The sequence below is a fragment of the Mycobacterium sp. NGS69 genome (assembly GCF_059812165.1).
The window spans coordinates 43,247-65,323 of the sequence record NZ_JCALCD010000015.1; the positions used below are offsets into that span (position 1 = coordinate 43,247).

The following is a 22,077-nucleotide window of genomic DNA, read 5'->3' on the forward strand; positions in this document are numbered from 1 at the left end:
AGTTAGCTTGCCTTATATAGCCGCGCAGGAGCGAATCGAGGCCGCCGCAGCGACTAAAGTCGTGCGCGATGTCTTCCGGGATCCTTGACGAGCTGGGCTGGCGCGGCCTGATCGCGCAATCCACCGACCTCGACGCGCTGGCCGCCGAAGCGCAGCGCGGGCCGATGACGGTCTACGCCGGCTTCGACCCGACCGCGGCGAGCCTGCACGCCGGGCACCTGGTGCCGCTGCTGGCGCTGCGCCGCTTCCAGCGCGCCGGGCACCGGCCGATCGTGCTCGCCGGCGGCGCCACCGGCATGATCGGCGACCCGCGCGACGTCGGCGAGCGCAGCCTCAACGAGGCCGACACCGTCGCCGCGTGGACCGAGCGCATCCGCGGGCAGCTGGAACGCTTCGTCGACTTCGACACCTCGCCGACCGGCGCCGTCGTCGTCAACAACCTGGACTGGACCCAGGGCCTGTCGGCCATCGAGTTCCTGCGCGACGTCGGCAAACACTTTTCGGTCAACGTGATGCTGGACCGCGACACCATCCGGCGGCGCCTCGACGGTGAAGGCATCTCCTACACCGAGTTCAGCTACATGCTGTTGCAGGCCAACGACTACGTCGAACTGCACCAGCGGCACGGCTGCACGCTGCAGATCGGCGGCTCGGATCAGTGGGGCAACATCATCGCCGGCGTGCGCCTGGTCCGCCAGAAGCTCGGCGCGACGGTGCATGCGCTGACGGTCCCGCTGGTGACGGCCGCCGACGGCACCAAGTTCGGCAAGTCCACCGGCGGCGGCAGCCTGTGGCTGGACCCCGAGATGACCAGCCCGTACGCCTGGTACCAGTACTTCATCAACACCGCCGACGCGGACGTGATCCGCTACCTGCGCTGGTTCACCTTTCTGTCCGCCGACGAGCTGGCCGAGCTGGAAGCGGCGACGGCCGAGCGGCCGCAGCAGCGCGCCGCCCAGCGCCGGCTGGCCCGCGAGCTGACCGTGCTGGTGCACGGCGAGGCGGCCACCGAGGCGGTCGAGCACGCCAGCCGGGCGCTGTTCGGGCAGGGCGAACTCGACCGGTTGGACGAGGCGACCCTGGCCGCCGCGCTGCGCGAGACGTCGGTCGCCGAGCTCAAGCCCGGCAGTCCCGACGGGATCGTCGACCTGCTGGTGGCCAGCGGCCTGTCGGCCAGCAAGGGGGCCGCGCGCCGCACGATCGGCGAGGGTGGCGTGTCGGTGAACAACGTCCGCGTCGAGAGCGAGGAGTGGGCGCCCCAGCCGTCGGACTTCCTGCACGGCCGGTGGCTGGTGCTGCGGCGTGGCAAACGCAACGTCGCCGGCATCGAACGCGTCGCCTAGTCGTTATCGTGTCGTGTCGCCGACGTGACCTCGGCTGACCAGGGTGGTCACGGTGACTAGGGCGACGCGGGTGCTGCGAGCGGTGGGGGTGGGCGCGGGCCTGGCCGGATTGACCGCGGCGCTGGCCGCTCCCGTGCACGCCGACTGGATGGGCAACGCGTTCTTGCGGGCCCTCGCGAACGCCGGCGTCCCGGTTTCGCAGCCGGACAGCGCGACGGCGCTCGGCAAGTCGGTCTGCCCGATGCTCGTGCAACCAGGCGGCTCGTTCGACTCGGTGATCGCCACGGTCGGCGACGGACACGGAATGTCCCACGACGCGGCGGGCGTGTTCACCATCGTCGCGATCGCGACCTATTGCCCGGCGGTGCTGGCGCCGCTGCTGACGGACCGGCCGCCGGCCTAAACGGCCGTCACCGCGCGCTCGACGGCCGCCCGTATCCTGTGCAGCGTGGTCGACGACAGGCAGGGGCGCGGCGGTAGGCGGGGACCGCGCACGGAACGCCCGGGTTCCTGGTCGGGTCCCGGCCGCGCTCGACCGGCGCAGCCGCGCACCGCGGACAAAGAGGACCGCGGCGCACAGGACGGCCCCCCGATACCGCCCGGGGTGGATGCCAAGCAGCTGGCGCCCGACATCCGCGGCGAACTGAGCACGCTGGACCGCGCCACGGCTGACGCGGTGGCGCGCCACCTGGTCGCCGCCGGCGAGCTGCTCGACGAGGACCCCGAGGCCGCGTTGAAACACGCCCGCGCGGCGCGGGCCCGGGCCAGCAGGATCGCCGCGGTCCGCGAGGCCGTCGGAATCGCCGCCTACCACTGCGGGGACTGGGCCCAGGCGATTGCCGAACTGCGCGCCGCGCGCAGGATGGGCAGCAAGTCGCCGTTGCTCGCGCTGATCGCCGATTGCGAACGCGGGCTTGGCCGTCCGGAGCGGGCGATCGAATTGGCGCGCGGCGAGGAGGCGGCCCAGCTGTCCGGCGACGACGCCGACGAGTTGCGCATCGTCGCCGCCGGCGCGCGCGCCGATCTCGGGCAGCTGGAGCAGGCGCTGACCGTGCTGTCCACGCCGCAGCTGGACACGAGCCGCAGCGGCTCGACGGCGGCGCGGCTGTTTTACGCCTACGCCGACACGCTGCTGGCGCTCGGCCGCAACGCCGAGGCGCTGGAATGGTTCCTGCGCTCGGCGGCCGCGGACATCGAAGGCGTCACCGACGCCGAAGAGCGCGTCGGCGAGCTTGCTTAGATGAAAACCATTGCGCAGCAATATGATTGCTTGCTCGTCGACCTGGATGGGACCGTCTTCCGCGGCGCCCAGCCCACCGAGGGCGCGGTCCAGTCGCTGGACAAGGTCAACAGCCGCAAGCTCTACGTGACCAACAACGCCTCCCGCAGCGCCGACGAGGTGGCGCTGCACCTGCGCGAGCTCGGCTTCACCGCCAGTGGGACCGACGTCGTGACCAGCGCTCAGAGCGCGGCGAAGCTGCTGGCCGACCAGTTGGCGCCCGAGTGCCGGGTGCTGATCGTGGGCACCGACGCGCTGGCCAACGAGATCGCCGCCGTCGGGCTGCGCCCGGTGCGCCGCTATGACGACGAGCCCGTCGCCGTTGTGCAGGGCCTGTCCACCACCATCGGCTGGCCGGACCTGGCCGAGGCGGCCCTGGCCATCCGGGCCGGCGCGGTGTGGGTGGCGGCCAACGTCGACCCCACCCTGCCCACCGAGCGGGGCCTGCTGCCCGGCAATGGCTCGTTCGTGGCCGCGCTGCGGGCCGCCACCGGCGCCGAACCGCGCGTCGCCGGCAAGCCCGCGCCGCGGCTGCTGCAGGACGCGGTGGCCCGCGGCGACTTCCGGGCGCCGCTGGTCGTCGGCGACCGGCTGGACACCGACATCGAGGGCGCCAACGCCGCCAACCTGCCCAGCCTGATGGTGCTCACCGGGGTCAACACCGCCCGCGACGCGGTGTTCGCCGACCCGGCCCGCCGGCCCACCTACATCGCCCACGACCTGCGCTCGCTGCACTCCGACGGCGACCTGCTCGCGGTGGGGCCGCAGCAGGGCTGGCACGTCGAGGTCGGGGAGCAGGCGGTGACGGTCAGCGCCAACGGCGCCGACGAGGGGGACGGGCTGTCGATCGTGCGCGCCGTCGCGCACGCGGTGTGGGGCGCCCCGGACGCTGGGGCCGTGCGCATCGAAGCCGCCGACGCGCGCTCCCGGGACGCGCTGCGGCGCTGGTCCCTGGACTAGCGTAGGGACTCGATGAATATCGATCCCGATCAGCTTCGCGCTGAAATAGACGCCCTGGTGGCCCAGCTGTCCGATATCGGGGATCCGGAGAACTCCGAACGCGAGCCGTCGCTCGCCGAGCTCGAAGAGATAGCGCGCCGCCTCTCCGAGGCGCACGACGTGCTGCTGGCCGCCCTGGAGTCGGCGGAGAGGGGCTGAGTGCGGCCGTGGCACGACGTGCCCGCGTTGACTCCGAGCTCGTCCGCCGCGGGCTCGCCCGATCCCGCCAGCAGGCCGCGGAGTTGATCGGCGCCGGCAAGGTGAGCATCGACGGCATGCCCGCGCGCAAGCCCGGCACCGCCGTCGACGTCACCGCGGCCCTGACCGTCGCCGGAGAGGGCGAGCGCGGCTGGGTGTCGCGCGGGGCGCACAAGCTCATCGGCGCCCTGGACGCCTTCGGCATTCCCGTCGCGGGCCGCCGCTGCCTGGACGCCGGCGCGTCGACGGGCGGGTTCACCGAGGTACTGCTGGATCGAGGGGCGGCCGAGGTGGTGGCCGCGGACGTCGGCTACGGCCAGCTGGCCTGGTCGCTGCGCTGCGATTCCCGGGTGATCGTCGTCGAGCGCACCAACGCCCGCGAATTGACGCCGGAGGTCATCGGCGGGCCGGTCGACCTGGTGGTGGCCGACCTCTCGTTCATCTCGCTGGCCAGCGTGTTGCCCGCGCTGATTGGATGCGCTTGGCCCAGCGCGGATATCGTTCCCATGGTGAAGCCGCAGTTTGAGGTGGGCAAGGGCCAGGTCGGCGCGGGCGGGGTCGTTCGCGACCCCGGCTTGCGGGCCGACGCGGTGCTGGCCGTCGCGCGACGGGCCGGGGAACTGGGCTGGCAGACCGTCGACGTCACCGCGAGCCCGCTGCCGGGCCCGTCGGGCAATGTCGAATACTTCCTTTGGTTGCGCGCCGAGACCGATCGGGGGCTATCTGCTGATGGGCTGGTGGACGCGGTGTGGCGCGCGGTGGACGAGGGCCCGCAATGACCGTTGAGCGCACGGTGCTGCTGGTGGTGCACACCGGCCGCGAGGAAGCGACCGAGACCGCCCGCCGCGTACAGAAGGTGTTGGGCGACAACGGCGTTGGGCTGCGGGTGCTGTCCGCCGAGGCGGTCGACCGGGGACCGCTGCACCTGGCCCCCGACGACATGCGGGCCATGGGCGTCGAAATCGAGGTCGTCGACGCCGAGCCGTCGGCGGCCGAGGGCTGCGAACTGGTGCTGGTCCTCGGCGGCGACGGCACCTTCCTGCGCGCGGCCGAATTGGCCCGCAACGCCGGGATTCCGGTACTGGGGGTCAACTTGGGCCGCATCGGCTTCCTCGCCGAGGCCGAAGCCGAGGCCATCGACCGGGTGCTGGAACACGTGATCGGCCGCGACTACCGGGTGGAGAACCGCCTGACGCTGGACGTCGCGGTGCTGCACAAGGGTCACGTCGAACACGGGTGGGCGCTCAACGAGGTCAGCCTGGAAAAGGGTCCCCGGTTGGGCGTGCTCGGCGTGGTCGTCGAGGTCGACGGCCGCCCGGTGTCCGCGTTCGGCTGCGATGGCGTGTTGGTGTCGACGCCGACTGGCTCCACCGCCTACGCGTTCTCGGCAGGCGGGCCGGTGCTGTGGCCCGACCTGGAGGCAATCCTGGTGGTGCCCAACAACGCTCATGCGCTGTTCGGCCGGCCCATGGTCACCAGCCCCGAGGCCACCATCGCGATCGAGACCGAGGCCGACGGGCACGACGCCCTGGTGTTTTGCGACGGCCGCCGCGAAATGCGGATCCCGGCCGGCAGCCGGATCGAGGTGACCCGCTGCGACACCCCGGTCAAGTGGGCGCGGCTGGACAGCGCGCCGTTCACCGACCGCTTGGTGCGCAAGTTCCGGTTGCCGGTGACCGGTTGGCGCGGAAAGTAATGACCGGGTGCTCACCGAGATACGCATCGAGTCGCTGGGTGCCATCAGCGCCGCGGTCGGGGAATTCGACCGCGGCCTGACGGTGCTGACCGGCGAGACCGGCACCGGCAAGACGATGGTGGTGACCGGGCTGCACCTGCTCGGCGGGGGCCGCGCCGACCCGAACCGGGTCCGGTCCGGTGCCGACCGCGCCATCGTCGAAGGCCGTTTCAGCACAACCGATCTCGACGACGAGACGGCGGCGCAGCTGGACGCGATCCTGGAAGACCTGGGCGCCGAGCGCGACGAGGACGGCAGCGTGATCGCATTGCGCTCGGTCAGCCGCGACGGACCGTCGCGCGCCTCGCTCGGCGGGCGCAGCGTGCCCGCCAAGTCGCTGGGCGATTTCACCACCGGACTGCTCACCCTGCACGGGCAGAACGACCAGCTGCGCCTGATGCGGCCCGAGGAACAGCGCGGCGCGCTGGACCGCTTCGCGGAGGCCGGTCCGCCGCTGGAGCGGTACCGCAAGCGGCGCGAGGCCTGGCTGACGGCGCGCCGCGACCTCATCGACCGCCGCGAGCGGGCCCGCGAGCTCGCGCAGGAGGCCGACCGGTTGCAGTTCGCGCTGAACGAGATCGACACCGTCGACCCGCAACCCGGGGAAGACGATGCGCTGGTCGCCGACGTCCTGCGGCTGTCCGAACTGGACACGCTGCGTGAGGCCGCCGCCACGGCGCGCGCCGCGCTGTCGGCCGACGACGGCGACGGTCTCGGCCAGGGCGCGATCGACAGCCTCGGAAAGGCAAGGGCCGCACTCGAATCCACGGACGACGCGACGCTGCGGGCGTTGGCCGGCCAGATCGCCCAGGCGCTGACGGTCGTTGACGATGCGGCCCACGAACTCGGCGGCTTCCTCGAAGAGCTGCCGGTCGACGCCAGCGCGCTGGAATCCAAACTCGCCCGGCAGGCCCAACTGCGCACGCTCACCCGCAAGTACGCCGCCGATATCGACGGGGTGCTGCGGTGGGCGCGCGAATCGCGCGAACGGCTGGCGCAACTCGACGTCTCCGAAGAGGCCATCACCGCGCTGGCACGCCGCGTCGACGAGCTGGCGCGCGAATTGGCCGACGCCGCAGTCGATCTCAGCAAGGTTCGGCGCAAAGCCGCCAAACGGCTGGCCAAGGCGGTGACCGCGGAGCTGTCCGGGCTGGCGATGGCCGACGCCGAATTCACCATCGACGTGGCCACCGACGTCGCGACCGACCCGGACGATCCCGCCACCCTGATCCTGGCGTCGGGCGAGGCGGCCCGCGCCGGCGGCGACGGCATCGACCAGGTCGAGTTCGGCTTCGCCGCGCACCGCGGCATGACGGTGCTGCCGCTGGCCAAGAGCGCGTCGGGCGGCGAATTGTCCCGGGTGATGCTGGCCCTGGAGGTGGTCCTCGCCGCCTCGGCGGCCGGCACCACCATGGTGTTCGACGAGGTGGACGCCGGCGTCGGCGGGCGGGCCGCGGTGCAGATCGGGCGCCGGCTGGCGCGGCTGGCGCGCACGCACCAGGTCATCGTGGTCACGCACCTGCCGCAGGTCGCCGCGTACGCCGACGTGCACCTGGTGGTGCACGGCGCCGGACCCAAGGGCACCAGCGTGGTGCGCCGGGCCAGCGGCGACGACCGGGTGGCCGAGCTGGCGCGGATGCTCGCGGGCCTGGGCGACTCCGCCAGCGCCCGCGCGCACGCCCGCGAACTGCTCGAGACCGCCCAGAACGAGCAGGACTGAGGGCGGCCTCCCCGCGAGTGTCCGTGTTTGTACGCCGACACGCCGCAAAGCCCGTACAACTGCGGACGCTCGGCGCGACCAACCCGTTGTGAGGCTGTTACCAATGTGACGCTAGATAACTTATGAGGCTAATGTTACGGCGCGCCTCCTCGCCTCACCCTGTCTTCGCGGACAGAATCGCCCCCATGAAGATGTCAGGCCTGCTTTCGCGTAACACGTCCCGGCCGGGCCTCACCGGCACCGCCCGGGTCGACCGGAACATCGACCGCCTGCTGCGCAGGGTGTGTCCCGGCGACATCGTGGTGCTCGACATCCTGGATCTGGACCGCATCACCGCGGACGCGTTGGTGGAGGCCGACATCGCCGCCGTCGTCAACGCGTCGCCGTCGGTGTCCGGCCGCTACCCGAACCTCGGCCCGGAGGTGTTGGTCAACAACGGCGTCACCCTTATCGACGAGACGGGGCCCGACGTCTTCAAGAAGGTCAAGGACGGCGCCAAGATTCGGCTCTACGAGGGTGGCGTGTATTCCGGTGACCGCCGGCTGGTCCGCGGCACCGAGCGCACCGACCACGACATCGCCGACCTGATGCGCGAGGCCAAGAGCGGCCTGGCCGCCCACCTGGAGGCGTTCGCCGGCAACACGATCGAGTTCATCAAGAGCGAGAGCCCGCTGCTGATCGACGGCATCGGCATCCCCGACATCGACGTCGACCTGCGCCGGCGGCACGTGCTGATCGTGGCCGACGAGCCCAGCGCCGAGGACGAGCTGCGCTCCCTCAAGCCGTTCATCAAGGAATACCAGCCGGTGCTCATCGGCGTCGGCACGGGCGCGGATGTGTTGCGCAAGAACGGTTATCGCCCGCAGATCATCGTCGGCGATCCCGAGCAGATCAGCACCGACACCCTCAAGTGCGGCGCCCAAGTCGTGCTGCCCGCCGACGCCGACGGCCATGCGCCCGGCCTGGAGCGGATCCAGGACCTCGGCGTCGGGGCGATGACCTTCCCGGCCGCCGGGTCCGCGGTCGACCTGGCGCTGCTGCTGGCCGATCACCACGGCGCCGCGTTGCTGGTGACGGCCGGTCACACCGCGAACATCGAGACGTTCTTCGACCGCAACCGCACCCAGAGCAACCCGTCGACGTTTTTGACCCGGCTTCGGGTGGGGGAGAAGGTGGTCGACGCCAAGGCCGTTGCGACCTTGTACCGCAACCACATTTCCGGGGGCGCCATCGCGCTGCTGGCGCTGACGATGCTGATCGCGGTCATCGTCGCGCTGTGGGTGTCGCGCTCCGACGGCGTGGTGCTGCACTGGATCACCCACTACTGGAACCACTTCATCAACTGGACGCAGCACTTGCTCACCTAGCTTTTCGACGAACGGTGCGTTAAATGATCTCGTTACGCCAACACGCTCTATCCCTGGCCGCGGTCTTCCTGGCGCTGGCCGTCGGCGTGGTGCTGGGGTCCGGATTCCTGTCCGACACCCTGCTGTCCAGCCTGCGTGACGAGAAACGCGACCTGTACACACAGATCAGCGGGCTCAACGACCAAAAGAACGTGATGAACGAAAAGCTCGCCGCGGCAAACAATTTCGATAACCAGCTGGCCCGCCGGATCGTGCACGACGCGCTCGGCGGCAAGTCGGTGGTGCTGTTCCGCACCCCGGACGCCCGCGACGACGACGTCGCCGCGGTCGCGAAATTCATCGGCCAGGCCGGCGGAACCGTCGCCGGAACGGTCTCGCTGACCCAGGAGTTCGTCGACGCCAACTCCGCGGAGAAGCTGCGCACGGTGGTGAACTCGTCGATCCTGCCGGCCGGGCAGCAGCTGAGCACCAAGCTCGTCGACCAGGGTTCGCAGGCCGGCGACCTGCTCGGGATCGCCCTGCTGACCAACCCCAACCCGGCCACCCCGCCCATCGACGAGCCCCAGCGCGACACCGTGCTGGCGTCGCTGCGCGACACCGGCTTCATCACCTATCAGCCCGCCGACCACCTCGGCGCGGCCAACGCCGCGCTGGTCGTCACCGGCGGCGCGCTGCCCCAGGACGCCGGCAATCAGGGCGTCAGCGTGGCCCGGTTCTCCGCCGCGCTGGCGCCGCACGGCTCGGGCACCCTTTTGGCGGGCCGCGACGGCTCGGCCACCGGCGGCGCCGCGGTCGCCGTCGCCCGCGCCGACGCCGGCATGAACTCGGCGGTCAGCACCGTCGACGACATCGAGGCCGCGCCGGGACGGATCACGACGGTCCTGGGCCTGCACGATCTGATCAACGGCGGCCACGTCGGCCAGTACGGCACCGGTCACGGCGCCACATCTATCACGGTGCCGCAGTAGCGGGCGTGTTCCCCGCGACACACCGTCGTGGATGTTAGGGTGGGTTTCCGTGGGTCGGCAGGCCCAACTAGACACACCCAAGCCCTGCCCGTCTTCACGGAGGTCGCCAGTGCGCAAGCACCCCCAAACCGCCACCAAGCACCTCTTCGTCAGCGGTGGGGTTGCTTCCTCGCTCGGCAAGGGGCTCACCGCGAGCAGCCTGGGGCAGCTGCTGACGGCGCGCGGGCTGCACGTCACGATGCAAAAGCTCGACCCCTACCTCAACGTCGATCCGGGCACCATGAACCCGTTCCAGCACGGCGAGGTGTTCGTCACCGAGGACGGCGCCGAGACCGACCTCGACGTGGGCCACTACGAGCGGTTCCTGGATCGCGACCTGTCCGGGTCGGCGAATGTGACCACCGGGCAGGTGTATTCAACCGTCATCGCCAAGGAGCGCCGCGGCGAGTACCTCGGTGACACCGTCCAGGTGATCCCGCACATCACCGACGAGATCAAGCGGCGCATCCTGGCCATGGCGCAGCCGGACGCCGACGGGCATCGCCCGGACGTCGTCATCACCGAAATCGGCGGCACCGTGGGCGATATCGAGTCGCAGCCCTTTCTGGAGGCGGCGCGGCAGGTGCGCCACGACCTCGGTAGGGAAAACGTGTTCTTCCTGCACGTGTCGCTGGTGCCGTACCTGGCGCCCTCGGGCGAGCTCAAGACCAAGCCCACCCAGCACTCGGTGGCCGCGCTGCGCAGCATCGGTATCACCCCGGACGCGCTGATCCTGCGCTGCGACCGCGACGTCCCCGAGCCCCTGAAGAACAAGATCGCCCTGTCGTGTGACGTCGACATCGACGGCGTCATCTCCACCCCGGACGCGCCGTCGATCTACGACATCCCGAAGGTGCTGCACCGCGAGGAGCTCGACGCGTTCGTGGTGCGCCGGCTCAACCTGCCGTTCCGCGACGTCGACTGGACCGAGTGGGACGACCTGCTGCGCCGGGTGCACGAGCCGCACGAGACGGTGCGAATCGCGTTGGTGGGCAAGTACGTCGAGCTTTCCGACGCGTACCTGTCGGTCACCGAGGCGCTGCGCGCCGGCGGGTTCAAGCACCAGGCCAAGGTCGAGATGGTGTGGGTGCCCTCGGACGACTGCGCGAACCCCCATGACGCCGCCGCCGCGCTGGCCGACGTGCACGGGGTGCTGATCCCCGGTGGTTTCGGCATCCGCGGCATCGAGGGCAAGATCGGCGCCATCCGGCACGCCCGGGGGCGCGGGCTGCCGGTGCTGGGGCTGTGCCTCGGGCTGCAGTGCATCGTGATCGAGGCCGCGCGCTCGGCCGGCCTCACGGAGGCCAACTCGGCCGAATTCGAGCCGGGCACACCGGATCCCGTGATTTCCACGATGGCCGACCAGGAGCACATCGTCGCCGGCAACGCCGACCTCGGCGGCACCATGCGGCTCGGGGCTTATCCCGCCGTGCTGGAGCCGGATTCGATTGTGGCCCAGGCGTACGGCGCGACGGAGGTGTCCGAGCGGCACCGGCACCGCTACGAGGTCAACAACGCCTACCGCGACAAGATCGCCGAGAGCGGCCTGCGCTTCTCGGGCACCTCGCCCGACGGCCACCTCGTCGAGTTCGTCGAATACCCGCCCGAGGTGCACCCGTTCATCGTCGGCACCCAGGCGCACCCGGAGCTCAAGAGCCGGCCCACCCGGCCGCACCCGCTGTTCGTCGCGTTCGTCAAGGCCTCCCTCGACTACAAGGCGGGCGAGCAGCTCCCGGTGGAGATCCCCGAGCAGCACTCGCCCAACGGCACCCAGCATCGAGACAGCGTTCAGCGGCCGCTACCCGAGCCCGCGGCTCGTGGCTGAGCACGTCTTCGAGACGGCGTCATCCGAAACGCTGCACACCGGAAGGATTTTCGCGCTGCGCCGCGATCAGGTCCGGATGCCCGGCGGCAAGCTCGTCACCCGCGAAGTCGTCGAGCACTTCGGTGCCGTGGCCGTGGTGGCGATGGACGACGACGGCAACGTCCCGATGGTCTATCAGTACCGGCACGCGTTCGGCCGGCGGCTGTGGGAGCTGCCCGCCGGGCTGCTCGACGTCGGCGGGGAGCCGGCGCAGCTGACCGCCGCCCGGGAACTGCACGAGGAGGCCGGCCTGAAGGCCGACACCTGGCGGGTGCTGGTCGACCTCGACTCCACGCCCGGCTTCAGCGACGAATCGGTGCGCGTCTATCTGGCCACCGGGCTCACCCAGGTGGACCCGCCTGAGGCGCACGACGAAGAGGCCGACATGACGCTGCGGTGGTACCCGCTCGCAGACGTCGTCGACAAGGTGCTTCGGGGCGAGATCGTCAACGCCATTGCGGTGGCGGGGATTTTGGCGGCGCACGTCGTCACCACCGAGTGCATGCCGACCCGCCCGCCGGACTGCCCGTGGATCGACAAGCCGACTGCGTTCGCCGCGCGAAAGGCCGCGCAATGACGGCGGCGCTGGACACCCAACTGCAGGGCTACCTCGACCACCTGACCATCGAGCGGGGCGTGGCGAAAAACACGCTCACCTCCTATCGCCGCGACCTGCGCCGCTATTCGAAGCACCTGTCCGAGCGCGGAATTCACGACCTGGCCAAGGTTGGCGAGGACGACGTCAGCGAGTTCCTCGTTTCGCTGCGCCGCGGCGACCCCGAGGCCGGGACGGCGGCGCTGTCCGCGGTGTCGGCGGCGCGGGCGCTGATCGCGGTGCGCGGCCTGCACCGGTTCGCGGCCGCCGAAGGGCTGGCCGAACTGGACGTCGCGCGGGCCGTGCGGCCGCCGACCCCGGGCCGTCGGCTGCCCAAGAGCCTGACCATCGACCAGGTGCTGGCGCTGCTCGAGGGCGCCGGCGGTGACAGCCCGAGCGACGGCCCGCTGGCGCTGCGCAACCGCGCGCTGCTGGAGTTGTTGTATTCCACCGGATCTCGGATCTCCGAGGCCGTCGGCCTCGACGTCGACGACATCGACACCGAGGCCCGCTCCGTGTTGCTGCGCGGCAAGGGCGGCAAGCAGCGGCTGGTGCCCGTCGGGCGCCCCGCCGTGCAGGCGCTGGACGCCTACCTGGTGCGCGGGCGCCCCGACCTGGCGCGCCGCGGCCGCGGGACGCCGGCCATCTTCCTCAACGCCCGCGGCGGCCGGCTCTCGCGGCAGAGCGCGTGGCAGGTGCTGCAGGACGCCGCCGAGCGCGCCGGCATCACCTCGGGTGTGTCGCCGCACATGCTGCGGCATTCCTTCGCGACCCACCTGCTGGAGGGCGGCGCGGACGTCCGCGTCGTGCAGGAGTTGCTGGGCCACGCCTCGGTGACCACAACGCAGATCTACACGCTGGTCACCGTGCACGCGCTGCGCGAGGTGTGGGCCGGGGCGCACCCGAGGGCCCAATAGCCTGCCCGCAGCATCAGACGCGATATCGACCTTATCGAGTTGGCTGTTGATTAGCGGCGGCCAGGATCAGCTCAGCCACCTCGCGGGGGGAGTTCACCGGTAGATTGTGCCCGCCCTTCGTCCAGTCGACCCGGATGTGCTCATTTTGTCGCAGCGCTTCAACTGCTGCCCGTCGAACTGCGTTGAACCGCTCGGGATCTGCACGATAGGCAGGTTGCTCGCCGAGGAGGATTCGCGTTGGGATCCGCAAGCTCCCGTAGGCCGCGGTTGGGTCCAACTGCCACGGACATCGCTGCGCGCACATCAGTGTCTGCGGATCGGGACGGGCCGAGAAGCTACCCTCCCCGTCGGGCAATCGGGCGCGCTCGGCGACCGCGCGCCGGACCGAGCCGGGCGGACCTGCCAAGAGGAGCCGTTTATCCCACGCGGCCGCGTCGCCACGGAAGACTGTGGCGGCCAGTCGATCTCGGTCGCCCATACCGTCATCGGGGGTCAGCTCCAACGCTGCAAACAGCTGGTCCATTCCTAAGACCGGACCCTCGATGATCACCAGGCCGCGCGCGTGCGCCCCTCCTGCCGCCGCGGCGAGCGCGGCCCAGCCTCCCAGTGAGTGGCCCACCAGAATGGGGTCGTTCAAGCGCGTCGCAGCAGCGAGCCTTCTGACGTCGCCGGCTAGGTCAGCCAGCCTGAATGGGGCACCCAGGGTGGACCAGCCGTGGCCTCGCAGGTCCGCGGCCACCATCCGCAGACGCCCGGCAATCACGGAGACGACGTCGCGCCAAACCTCGAGGTTGTGCCCGGCGCCGTGCAGCAGCAGCACCGGGGGCCCCTTGCCCCCGTAGTCGCGCACCGCCAGCACACCGGAGCCCACCGGCACGAAGGCATCCATGGTCACCCGGTGAGTCCGGACTTTCCCTGCGTGGCGACCGCCAACATTGACAGTAGACGGTCGTTGAAGTGCAAATGCGACAACTCATCCCACGGCTCCGGCACGGGTGGGCCCTCGATGACCACCGGCCGGATCTCCGGCGCCTTGGGGCCCAGTGCGAGCGTGTATCCGACTTCTTTCCGCACCCACGTGGAGTTCTTGGCCGCCTGCGACCAAAACAAGAGGAACAGGTCGCAGTTGTCGATCTGCCGGTACAGCTCCTTCTCCCACCGCTGGCCGGGTTCCAGATCGATGTCCTGGAAGTAGTCGATGCTCGCCGCGCGCAATACCTGCAGGCGCGCGAGCACCTCCGCTCGATCGGCGGACGAATACGACACAAAAGCGCGTGTGAACCGGCGGGCCTCGTCGCCCACCAGTTCGTGAACAGTGGCCGCGGCGCCTGTGGCGATGCGAATACCGAACCGCACCAGCCCGATTGGGATGCCATGCCGGCTTACCCGCAGCGTCCCGACCGTGGTTTGCCCCACCGGCATGGTTTCCGGTACCACGGCTTCGAACTGCACCGCGGCCGACTTGCCGCGCCAGGTCAGCTGTTGTACCGGATCGGGTACCTCGATGCCGCGGATGGCCAGGTCGAAGACCAGCGCCTCGCCGCGGCCGATTGGTACCTCCAACGTCTGGACTCCACGGCGTTCCGCGCGTTCGTCGAACTCTTCCGCCATCTTCGCGACGTCGTGCGCGTAGTCGGGCAGATGGACAAACACCTGCACCAAAGCGCTTGAGCCAGGACACATCTCGCGCGGTGCGAACACCGAGCAGTCGACGAAGTCCTCTGTCTCCACCACATGATCAGCGCCGGTGGCGACCGCACCCGACGTCATCCTGAGCACGTAGAGCAGCCCTTCACCGCTGGTCAAGTCGTCGCCGGCGGATGTCAGCATGGCCCACTCCGGGCGCTCCGGCCCGCCGAATCCCGGGGTGACGACCTTGCCGTCCCAGCGATAGCTCGGATCGGCAGCTACCTTCGACGACCGAAAAACCCCTTCGTCGAGCGACTCGTCGATGGCGACCGACGGCGGCGGATCCGATAGCCCCCATCCGGAGGCAGCGTACGCCGAGGGCGGCCGAACGGTGGTGCTAAACCGTGGGTGGGCGTCCCGTGGCTCCGGGATGGCGGGCGGCGCCTGGATATCCGCCGCGTTGATGGCCTCGTTCAATGCCGCGGCGAAACCCGAGCAGGAGGCGTAACGGTGCAGCGGGTTTTGGGCCAGCCCCGCACTGAGAACCACGTGGAGCGCCCTGGCCAGAAATGGATCGGTCACGGCCCCGGACACCGGAATCGGCTCAAGCCGGGACACCATATGAGCGGCGATGGTCTCCTGGGCCGTCTCGCCGGCGAACGGGGGAACACCGAGCAGGCACTCATACGCCACCGCGGCAAGGGAGTATTGGTCACTCGCAGGTGTGGGCGGCGCCTGACCGAGGCGTTCCGGTGCGGCGTAGTCCAGCGTCAGGTACGCGGAGTCGGGTGGCACGGGGTCGATCAGGTAGATCCGCAATCGATCGGGCGCCGCCGCAGTGGTGACGAGGATGTTGTGCGGCTTGACGTCGCCGTGTGTCAGGCCGGCCGCATGGATGGCATCTAGCGCTGATGCGGTTTGGCGGACGATGGAAGCGACATCGCGCAGCGTTGGCGGAGTGTGTGCCCACCAAGCCGGCAACGCGACGCCGGTTATCAGGCGCATGGCCAGCCACGCCCGATCATGCACCCGCCCCTGCCCGTAGATGTTGATCAGGCCCGGATGCTGCACTTTCAGTGCCGTGGCGGCTGTTATCGACGCCTCGTCATCAGCGGCGACGATCTTCACCGCGATGTCGGGCCCGAACGAGGGATGTTTGGCGCGGTAGACGCATGCCCGCGGCCCGCTGTGAAGCAGTTCGACGAGCTCAAAGTCGCCGAACGCTGAGCCCACCTCTGGCTCGCGGTCCACCACAGCAGACTAACGGCGCGGCAAGCACCGACGCCGGAAAACGCGCTAGCCCAGGTAGTCCGACTCCAGCACCAGGTCGGACACCAGCGACTGGTACTCGACGTGCGTCTTGTGCTCCACGGTGTTCCAGCCCTTGCCCTGCTGCTGACGCATATATTCGCGGTACTTCGGCGCCCCCGGGATCCGCACGTTGTCGGCGACCACGATCGTCCCCGGATGCAGCCAGCCCCGCTCGACGATGCTCATCAGGTCGCCCAGGTAGGCGTCCTTGTCGTGGTCCAGAAACACGAAATCCAATGCGCCCGAGGCGAATCCGTGCTCACCCGCCAGCGCGTCCAGGGTGCGCCCGCCGTCGCCGATGGTGCCGACGACACAGGTCACCCGGTCGGCCACGCCGGCGTGCTCCCAGATCCGGCGGGCGTTGGCGGCGTTGGCCTCGGCGAGTTCGACGGAATACACCTTGGCCATGGGGGCGGCGCGGGCGATCCGCAGCGCGCCGTAGCCGCAGTAGGTGCCCAGCTCCAGCGCCAGCGCGGGATCGGCACGGCGCACGGCCGCGTCGAGCAGCAGCCCCTTCTCGTCGCCGATGCTCATCAGCATCGACTCCTCGTAGGCGAACTTGTCCATGGTGGCCAGCACGTCGTCGATGTCGCCGGCTCGGGCGTTCCGCAGCACGTATTCGGCGGCGGCCGCCTCGCGGCCGTCACCGATCTGGCCCGTCGTGGTGATGTTGCGCACGCCGGCCGCCATCCGCCACACCGACCACCGGAGGATGGGCAGTCGTCGCTTGAGGTCCATGAGAACCCACGATAGCGACCTCGCGAATGTTGCTGGTGTGGCTGAAGTTAACTCCCCTTACGGATGAGCGCTTTACCAGCGATTTTCGCCCATATCGGCTGGTGACTCGCCAGCGCGGCGCCCGGTTTAACTGCGCGGAGCCGTTAGACTTTCGAGCGATGTTCACCTCCCGAACACGCCGGGCGTGATGACCGAGCACCCGGAAAACGGCGTCGAGATCGGCTTGACGGGACGCCCGCCGCGGGCGATCCCCGAGCCGGCCCCGCGCACCTCGCACGGCCCGGCCAAGGTCGTCGCGATGTGCAACCAGAAGGGCGGCGTCGGAAAGACCACGTCGACCATCAACCTGGGCGCCGCGCTCGCCGAGTACGGCCGCCGCGTGCTGCTGGTGGACATGGACCCGCAGGGTGCCCTGTCCGCGGGCCTGGGCGTGCCGCACTACGAGCTGGAGAAGACCATCCACAACGTGCTCGTCGAACCGCGGGTGTCGATCGACGACGTGCTGCTCAAAACCCGCATCAACCACATGGACCTGGTGCCCAGCAACATCGACCTGTCGGCCGCCGAGATCCAGCTGGTCAACGAGGTGGGCCGCGAGCAGACCCTGGGCCGCGCGCTGTATCCGGTGCTGGACCGCTACGACTACGTGCTGATCGACTGCCAGCCGTCGCTGGGCCTGCTCACCGTCAACGGGCTCGCCTGCGCCGACGGCGTCGTCATCCCCACCGAGTGCGAGTACTTTTCGCTGCGCGGTCTCGCGCTGCTCACCGACACCGTCGACAAGGTGCGCGACCGGCTCAACCCGAAGCTGGAGATCAGCGGCATCCTGCTCACCCGCTACGACCCGCGCACGGTCAACGCGCGCGAGGTGATGGCCCGCGTCGTGGAGCGCTTCGGGGACCTCGTCTTCGACACCGTGATCACCCGGACCGTCCGGTTCCCGGAGACCAGCGTGGCGGGCGAACCGATCACAACCTGGGCGCCCCGGTCGGCCGGCGCCATCGCCTACCGCTCGCTGGCCCGCGAGTTCATCCACCGATTCGGCGCGTGAACTCAACCGCCAACGGTGAGGCGCCACCCCAGACCGGCTTCCAGGTCCGCCTCACGAACTTCGAGGGGCCGTTCGATCTGCTGCTGCAGCTGATCTTCGCCCATCGCCTCGATGTCACCGAGGTCGCGCTGCACCAAGTCACCGACGACTTCATCGCCTACACCAAACAGATCGGGTCCCAGCTGGGGCTGGAGGAGACCACCGCGTTCCTGGTGATCGCCGCGACGCTGCTTGACCTGAAGGCCGCGCGCCTGCTGCCGGCCGGGCAGATCGACGACGAAGAGGACCTGGCGCTGCTGGAGGTGCGCGACCTGCTGTTCGCCCGGCTGCTGCAGTACCGGGCGTTCAAGCACGTCGCGGAGATGTTCGCCGAGCTGGAGGCCGCCGCGCTGCGCAGCTATCCGCGCGCGGTCTCGCTGGAGGACCGGTTCACCGAGTTGCTCCCGGAGGTGATGATCGGCGTCGACGCCGAACGGTTCGCCCAGATCGCCGCGGTCGCGTTCACCCCGCGGCCGGTGCCGACGGTGTCCCTCGGACACCTGCACGAGCTGGCGGTCTCGGTTCCCGAGCAGGCCAAGAAGCTGCTGGAGATCCTCGAGGCCCGGGGCAGCGGCCACTGGGCGACGTTTTCCGAGCTGGTCGCCGACTGTGAGGCGCCGATCGAGGTCGTCGGGCGCTTCCTCGCGCTGCTCGAGCTGTATCGGAGCCGGACGGTAGCATTCGACCAGTCAGAGCCGCTTGGCGTGCTCCAAATTTCGTGGACCGGGGAACGGCCGGCAGAAGTGCGTGACGAATGACTGAAGAGTTGCCCGAAGAGCTGCCCGAAATCGATCTGGGGATCGAGATCGCCGAGGCGGCGCCGATGGACGCCGATGAACTCGGCTCCGTGCTGGAGGCGCTGTTGCTGGTGGTCGACACGCCGGTCACCGTCGAGGCGCTGGGCGCGGCCACCGGGCAGCCCGTCTACCGGATCGCGGCCAAGTTGCAGCAGATGTCCGGGGAACTCGCCGAGCGCGACAGCGGCATCGATCTGCGCCAGAGCAGCGAGGGCTGGCGGATGTACACGCGCGCCCGCTATGCGCCCTACGTGGAGAAGCTGCTGTTGGACGGGGCGCGCTCCAAACTCACCCGCGCCGCGCTGGAGACGCTGGCCGTGGTCGCCTACCGCCAGCCCGTGACCCGCGCGCGGGTCAGCGCGGTGCGCGGCGTCAACGTCGACGCCGTCATGCGCACCCTGCTGGCCCGCGGCCTGATCACCGAGGCCGGCGTCGACGACGACACCGGCGCGACGACGTTCGCCACCACCGAGCTGTTCCTGGAGCGCCTGGGGTTGGAGTCGCTGGGCGACCTCCCCGACATCGCGCCGCTGCTGCCCGACGTCGACACGATCGAGGACCTCAGCGAATCCCTGGACAGCGAGCCACGTTTCATCAAACTCGCGGGCGGTTCGGCCTCCGAGCAGTCGCTGTCCTTCGATGTGGACAAGGATTGATGGCCGAAACTGAAGGGGTCCGGCTGCAGAAAGTCTTGTCCCAGGCCGGAATTGCCTCGCGACGGGCGGCCGAGAAGCTGATTATCGACGGCCGCGTCGAGGTGGACGGGCAGGTGGTGACCGAGCTCGGGACGCGGGTGGACCCGGACGCCTCGGTGATCCGCGTTGACGGGGCCCGGGTCGTCGTCGACGACTCGATGGTGTACCTGGCGCTGAACAAGCCGCGCGGCATGCACTCGACCATGTCCGACGAACGCGGCCGGCCGTGCATCGGCGACCTGATTCAGCGCCGGGTTCGGGGCAACAAGAACCTCTTTCACGTCGGTCGGTTGGACGCCGACACCGAGGGGCTGATCCTGCTGACCAACGACGGCGAGCTGGCACACCGGTTGATGCATCCCTCGCACGAGGTGCCCAAGACCTACCTCGCGACGGTGGCGGGGACGGTGCCGCGCGGGCTGGGCAAGCGGCTGCGCGCCGGAATCGAGCTGGACGACGGCGTGGCGCGCGTCGACGACTTCGCGGTGGTCGATGCCATCCCCGGTAAGACGTTGGTGCGCTTGACATTGCACGAGGGGCGCAACCGCATCGTGCGCCGGCTGCTCGGGGCCGCCGGCTTCCCGGTGGAGGCGCTGGTGCGCACCGACATCGGCGCGGTGACGCTGGGCGAGCAGCGCCCGGGCAGCATCCGCGCGTTGCGGCGCGACGAGGTCGGTGCGCTCTATACGGCGGTCGGGCTATGACGGGCGTCGTCGTCGCCATCGACGGCCCGGCGGGCACCGGAAAGTCTTCGGTGTCAAAGGGTGTGGCGCGAGAGCTGGGCGCCCGCTACCTGGACACCGGGGCGATGTACCGGATCGTGACGCTGGCGGTGCTGCGCGCCGGAGTCGATCCGGATGATGCCGACGCCGTCGCCGCCCTCGCCTCGACGGTGCCGCTGTCGGTGGACGACGAGCACTACTTCCTTGCCGGAGAGGATGTTTCGGTGGAGATCCGCGGTGACGCGGTGACCCGGGCGGTCTCAGCGGTGTCGGCGGTGCCGGCCGTTCGGGCCCGGCTGGTGGGGTTGCAGCGGGCCTTGGCGGAGGGGACCGGCAGCGTCGTCGTCGAGGGCCGCGACATCGGCACCGTCGTGTTGCCCGACGCGCCGGTGAAGATCTTCCTCACCGCCTCGGCCGAAACGCGGGCCGAGCGGCGCAACGACCAAAACGTCGCGTCGGGGCTCCCCGATGATTACGAGGGCGTGCTGGCCGACGTGCGCCGCCGCGACCACCTCGACTCCACCCGGGCGGTGTCGCCGCTGCGCGCGGCCCCTGATGCGGTGGTCGTCGACACCAGCGACATGAGCGAGGCGCAGGTGATCGCCCACCTGCTCGAGCTGGTGCGGCAGAAGAGCGGGGCGGTGCGATGACGTCCGACGGCACTTGGTCCGACGAAAGCGATTGGGAGCTCACCGATTCCGACCATTCGGATATCGAGGAGGCCGGACCCGCACCCGTTGTTGCCGTGGTGGGCCGCCCCAACGTCGGCAAGTCGACCCTGGTCAACCGGATCCTGGGGCGGCGCGAGGCGGTTGTGCAGGACGTCCCCGGCGTGACGCGCGACCGCGTGTCCTACGACGCGCTGTGGACCGGGCGCCGGTTCGTCGTGCAGGACACCGGGGGATGGGAGCCCGACGCCAAGGGCCTGCAGCAGCTGGTGGCCGAGCAGGCGTCGGTGGCCATGCGCACCGCCGACGCGGTGATCCTGGTGGTCGACGCAACCGTCGGCGCCACCGCGGCCGACGAGGCCGCCGCCCGCATCCTGCTGCGCTCGGGCAAGCCGGTCTTCCTGGCCGCCAACAAGGTTGACAGCGAGAGGGGCGAGGCCGACGCCGCCGCGTTGTGGTCGCTGGGCCTCGGTGAGCCGCACGCGATCAGCGCGATGCACGGCCGCGGCGTCGCCGATCTGCTCGACGAGGTGCTGGCCAAGCTGCCCGAGGTGTCCGAGGCGGCGCCGGCGACCGGCGGTCCCCGACGCGTGGCGCTGGTCGGCAAGCCCAACGTGGGCAAGAGCTCGCTGCTGAACAAGCTTGCGGGAGACCAACGTTCGGTGGTGCACGACGTCGCCGGCACGACGGTGGACCCGGTCGACTCGCTCATCGAATTAGGCGGCAAGGTGTGGCGGTTCGTCGACACCGCCGGGCTGCGGCGCAAGGTCGGCCAGGCCAGCGGCCACGAGTTCTACGCCTCGGTGCGCACGCACTCGGCCATCGACGCGGCCGAGGTGGTGGTCGTGCTGATCGACGCCGCCGAGACGCTGACCGAACAGGACCAGCGGGTCCTGTCGATGGTGATCGAGGCCGGGCGCGCGCTGGTGCTGGCCTTCAACAAGTGGGACCTGGTCGACGAGGACCGCCGCGACCTGCTGGAGCGCGAGATCGACCGCGAGCTGGGGCAGCTGCGCTGGGCGCAGCGGGTCAACATCTCCGCCAAGACGGGCCGCGCGGTGCAGAAGCTGGTGCCGGCGATGGAGACCGCGCTGGAATCGTGGGACAAGCGGATCTCCACCGGCCAGCTGAACACCTGGATCAAGGAGGTCGTGGCGGCCACGCCGCCCCCGGTGCGTGGCGGAAAGCAGCCGCGGATCCTGTTCGCCACCCAGGCCACCGCGCGCCCGCCGACGTTCGTGCTGTTCACCACCGGGTTCCTCGAGGCCGGGTACCGGCGCTTCCTGGAACGGCGGCTGCGCGAGACGTTCGGGTTCGAGGGTTCGCCGATCCGGATCAATGTGCGGGTGCGCGAGAAGCGGGGAGCCAAGCGGCGCTGAGCGTCGCTCCGGCCGGCGCCTTGA

The 22,077-nt window shown here is 70.1% G+C and carries 22 protein-coding genes; 19 read left to right on the top strand and 3 right to left on the bottom strand.

Annotation, left to right across the window (positions count from 1 at the left end; genetic code table 11):
• Nucleotides 1–68: 68 nt before the first annotated feature.
• The 13 genes from tyrS (at nt 69) to xerD (ending at nt 13,024) form a co-directional block, all read left to right on the top strand.
• Nucleotides 69–1,343, top strand: coding sequence for a tyrosine--tRNA ligase (tyrS, locus tag AC5Y2S_RS27825; RefSeq protein ID WP_499959764.1), 1,275 nt, complete (start codon nt 69–71; stop codon nt 1,341–1,343).
• Nucleotides 1,344–1,386: 43 nt separating this feature from the next.
• Nucleotides 1,387–1,746, top strand: coding sequence for a DUF732 domain-containing protein (locus AC5Y2S_RS27830; RefSeq protein WP_499959765.1), 360 nt, complete (start codon nt 1,387–1,389; stop codon nt 1,744–1,746).
• 45 nt (nt 1,747–1,791) lie between these two features.
• Nucleotides 1,792–2,583, top strand: coding sequence for a tetratricopeptide repeat protein (locus tag AC5Y2S_RS27835; RefSeq protein ID WP_499959766.1), 792 nt, complete (start codon nt 1,792–1,794; stop codon nt 2,581–2,583).
• On the top strand, nt 2,584–3,582 hold the full coding sequence (locus tag AC5Y2S_RS27840) for an HAD-IIA family hydrolase (RefSeq protein WP_499959767.1): 999 nt from the start codon (nt 2,584–2,586) through the stop codon (nt 3,580–3,582).
• A 12-nt stretch (nt 3,583–3,594) separates the two neighbouring features.
• A complete protein-coding gene (locus AC5Y2S_RS27845; RefSeq protein ID WP_499959770.1) occupies nt 3,595–3,780 on the top strand; it encodes a hypothetical protein in 186 nt (61 codons plus the stop codon).
• A gap of 8 nt (nt 3,781–3,788) precedes the next feature.
• Entirely contained in the window at nt 3,789–4,598 is an 810-nt protein-coding gene (locus AC5Y2S_RS27850) for a TlyA family RNA methyltransferase (protein ID WP_499959771.1), read from the top strand.
• A complete protein-coding gene (locus AC5Y2S_RS27855; RefSeq protein WP_499906817.1) occupies nt 4,595–5,515 on the top strand; it encodes an NAD kinase in 921 nt (306 codons plus the stop codon). The genes AC5Y2S_RS27850 and AC5Y2S_RS27855 overlap by 4 nt, the downstream gene beginning before the upstream one ends.
• A gap of 7 nt (nt 5,516–5,522) precedes the next feature.
• Entirely contained in the window at nt 5,523–7,274 is a 1,752-nt protein-coding gene (gene recN / locus AC5Y2S_RS27860; RefSeq protein WP_499959772.1) for a DNA repair protein RecN, read from the top strand.
• A 185-nt stretch (nt 7,275–7,459) separates the two neighbouring features.
• A complete protein-coding gene (gene steA, locus AC5Y2S_RS27865) occupies nt 7,460–8,641 on the top strand; it encodes a putative cytokinetic ring protein SteA (RefSeq protein ID WP_499959773.1) in 1,182 nt (393 codons plus the stop codon).
• A gap of 23 nt (nt 8,642–8,664) precedes the next feature.
• Entirely contained in the window at nt 8,665–9,609 is a 945-nt protein-coding gene (locus AC5Y2S_RS27870) for a copper transporter (RefSeq protein ID WP_499959774.1), read from the top strand.
• A gap of 109 nt (nt 9,610–9,718) precedes the next feature.
• Nucleotides 9,719–11,473, top strand: a complete 1,755-nt coding sequence (gene pyrG / locus AC5Y2S_RS27875) for a CTP synthase (RefSeq protein ID WP_499959775.1) — start codon at nt 9,719–9,721, stop codon at nt 11,471–11,473.
• Nucleotides 11,466–12,089, top strand: coding sequence for an NUDIX domain-containing protein (locus tag AC5Y2S_RS27880; protein WP_499959776.1), 624 nt, complete (start codon nt 11,466–11,468; stop codon nt 12,087–12,089). Before pyrG ends, AC5Y2S_RS27880 begins: the two co-directional genes overlap by 8 nt.
• Nucleotides 12,086–13,024 carry a site-specific tyrosine recombinase XerD gene (xerD, locus tag AC5Y2S_RS27885; protein ID WP_499959777.1) on the top strand — a complete coding sequence of 313 codons (939 nt, stop codon included), beginning with the start codon at nt 12,086–12,088 and terminating at the stop codon, nt 13,022–13,024. Before AC5Y2S_RS27880 ends, xerD begins: the two co-directional genes overlap by 4 nt.
• A 31-nt stretch (nt 13,025–13,055) precedes the next feature.
• On the opposite strand, the gene AC5Y2S_RS27890 is transcribed toward xerD, so the two are convergent.
• From AC5Y2S_RS27890 to AC5Y2S_RS27900, 3 genes are read right to left on the bottom strand one after another with little or no spacing between them, the layout of a single operon-like run.
• Nucleotides 13,056–13,913: an alpha/beta fold hydrolase gene (locus AC5Y2S_RS27890; protein WP_499959843.1), complete on the bottom strand. Its 858-nt coding sequence runs from the start codon at nt 13,911–13,913 to the stop codon at nt 13,056–13,058.
• 2 nt (nt 13,914–13,915) lie between these two features.
• Complete coding sequence (locus AC5Y2S_RS27895; protein WP_499959778.1) at nt 13,916–15,904, bottom strand: protein kinase domain-containing protein; 1,989 nt, start codon at nt 15,902–15,904, stop codon at nt 13,916–13,918.
• Nucleotides 15,905–15,949: 45 nt separating this feature from the next.
• Complete coding sequence (locus tag AC5Y2S_RS27900) at nt 15,950–16,702, bottom strand: O-methyltransferase (RefSeq protein WP_499959779.1); 753 nt, start codon at nt 16,700–16,702, stop codon at nt 15,950–15,952.
• A 187-nt stretch (nt 16,703–16,889) separates the two neighbouring features.
• Here AC5Y2S_RS27900 and AC5Y2S_RS27905 point away from each other — a divergent pair, with 187 nt between their 5' ends.
• The 6 genes from AC5Y2S_RS27905 to der are packed head-to-tail and all read left to right on the top strand — an operon-like array spanning nt 16,890 to nt 22,053.
• Nucleotides 16,890–17,753, top strand: coding sequence for a ParA family protein (locus tag AC5Y2S_RS27905; protein ID WP_499959780.1), 864 nt, complete (start codon nt 16,890–16,892; stop codon nt 17,751–17,753).
• Nucleotides 17,750–18,550 carry a segregation/condensation protein A gene (locus tag AC5Y2S_RS27910; protein WP_499959781.1) on the top strand — a complete coding sequence of 267 codons (801 nt, stop codon included), beginning with the start codon at nt 17,750–17,752 and terminating at the stop codon, nt 18,548–18,550. The genes AC5Y2S_RS27905 and AC5Y2S_RS27910 overlap by 4 nt, the downstream gene beginning before the upstream one ends.
• Nucleotides 18,547–19,245 (top strand): SMC-Scp complex subunit ScpB, encoded by a 699-nt coding sequence (gene scpB, locus AC5Y2S_RS27915; protein ID WP_499959782.1) that lies wholly within the window; start codon nt 18,547–18,549, stop codon nt 19,243–19,245. Before AC5Y2S_RS27910 ends, scpB begins: the two co-directional genes overlap by 4 nt.
• Nucleotides 19,245–19,988 (top strand): pseudouridine synthase, encoded by a 744-nt coding sequence (locus AC5Y2S_RS27920; RefSeq protein WP_499959783.1) that lies wholly within the window; start codon nt 19,245–19,247, stop codon nt 19,986–19,988. Before scpB ends, AC5Y2S_RS27920 begins: the two co-directional genes overlap by 1 nt.
• On the top strand, nt 19,985–20,656 hold the full coding sequence (gene cmk, locus AC5Y2S_RS27925; protein WP_499959784.1) for a (d)CMP kinase: 672 nt from the start codon (nt 19,985–19,987) through the stop codon (nt 20,654–20,656). The genes AC5Y2S_RS27920 and cmk overlap by 4 nt, the downstream gene beginning before the upstream one ends.
• Nucleotides 20,653–22,053 (top strand): ribosome biogenesis GTPase Der, encoded by a 1,401-nt coding sequence (gene der / locus AC5Y2S_RS27930; RefSeq protein ID WP_499959785.1) that lies wholly within the window; start codon nt 20,653–20,655, stop codon nt 22,051–22,053. The genes cmk and der overlap by 4 nt, the downstream gene beginning before the upstream one ends.
• The last annotated feature ends 24 nt before the right edge of the window (nt 22,054–22,077 follow it).

Excerpts from the sequence above, each read along its gene's own strand:
- tyrS (WP_499959764.1), top strand. The coding sequence starts at position 69 with ATGTCTTCCGGGATCCTTGACGAGCTGGGCTGGCGCGGCCTGATCGCG.
- AC5Y2S_RS27840 (WP_499959767.1), top strand. The coding sequence starts at position 2,584 with ATGAAAACCATTGCGCAGCAATATGATTGCTTGCTCGTCGACCTGGAT.
- AC5Y2S_RS27845 (WP_499959770.1), top strand. The coding sequence starts at position 3,595 with ATGAATATCGATCCCGATCAGCTTCGCGCTGAAATAGACGCCCTGGTG.
- AC5Y2S_RS27855 (WP_499906817.1), top strand. The coding sequence starts at position 4,595 with ATGACCGTTGAGCGCACGGTGCTGCTGGTGGTGCACACCGGCCGCGAG.
- steA (WP_499959773.1), top strand. The coding sequence starts at position 7,460 with ATGAAGATGTCAGGCCTGCTTTCGCGTAACACGTCCCGGCCGGGCCTC.
- AC5Y2S_RS27870 (WP_499959774.1), top strand. The coding sequence starts at position 8,665 with ATGATCTCGTTACGCCAACACGCTCTATCCCTGGCCGCGGTCTTCCTG.
- xerD (WP_499959777.1), top strand. The coding sequence starts at position 12,086 with ATGACGGCGGCGCTGGACACCCAACTGCAGGGCTACCTCGACCACCTG.
- AC5Y2S_RS27890 (WP_499959843.1), bottom strand. The coding sequence starts at position 13,913 with ATGGATGCCTTCGTGCCGGTGGGCTCCGGTGTGCTGGCGGTGCGCGAC.
- AC5Y2S_RS27900 (WP_499959779.1), bottom strand. The coding sequence starts at position 16,702 with ATGGACCTCAAGCGACGACTGCCCATCCTCCGGTGGTCGGTGTGGCGG.
- AC5Y2S_RS27905 (WP_499959780.1), top strand. The coding sequence starts at position 16,890 with ATGACCGAGCACCCGGAAAACGGCGTCGAGATCGGCTTGACGGGACGC.
- scpB (WP_499959782.1), top strand. The coding sequence starts at position 18,547 with ATGACTGAAGAGTTGCCCGAAGAGCTGCCCGAAATCGATCTGGGGATC.
- AC5Y2S_RS27920 (WP_499959783.1), top strand. The coding sequence starts at position 19,245 with ATGGCCGAAACTGAAGGGGTCCGGCTGCAGAAAGTCTTGTCCCAGGCC.
- cmk (WP_499959784.1), top strand. The coding sequence starts at position 19,985 with ATGACGGGCGTCGTCGTCGCCATCGACGGCCCGGCGGGCACCGGAAAG.
- der (WP_499959785.1), top strand. The coding sequence starts at position 20,653 with ATGACGTCCGACGGCACTTGGTCCGACGAAAGCGATTGGGAGCTCACC.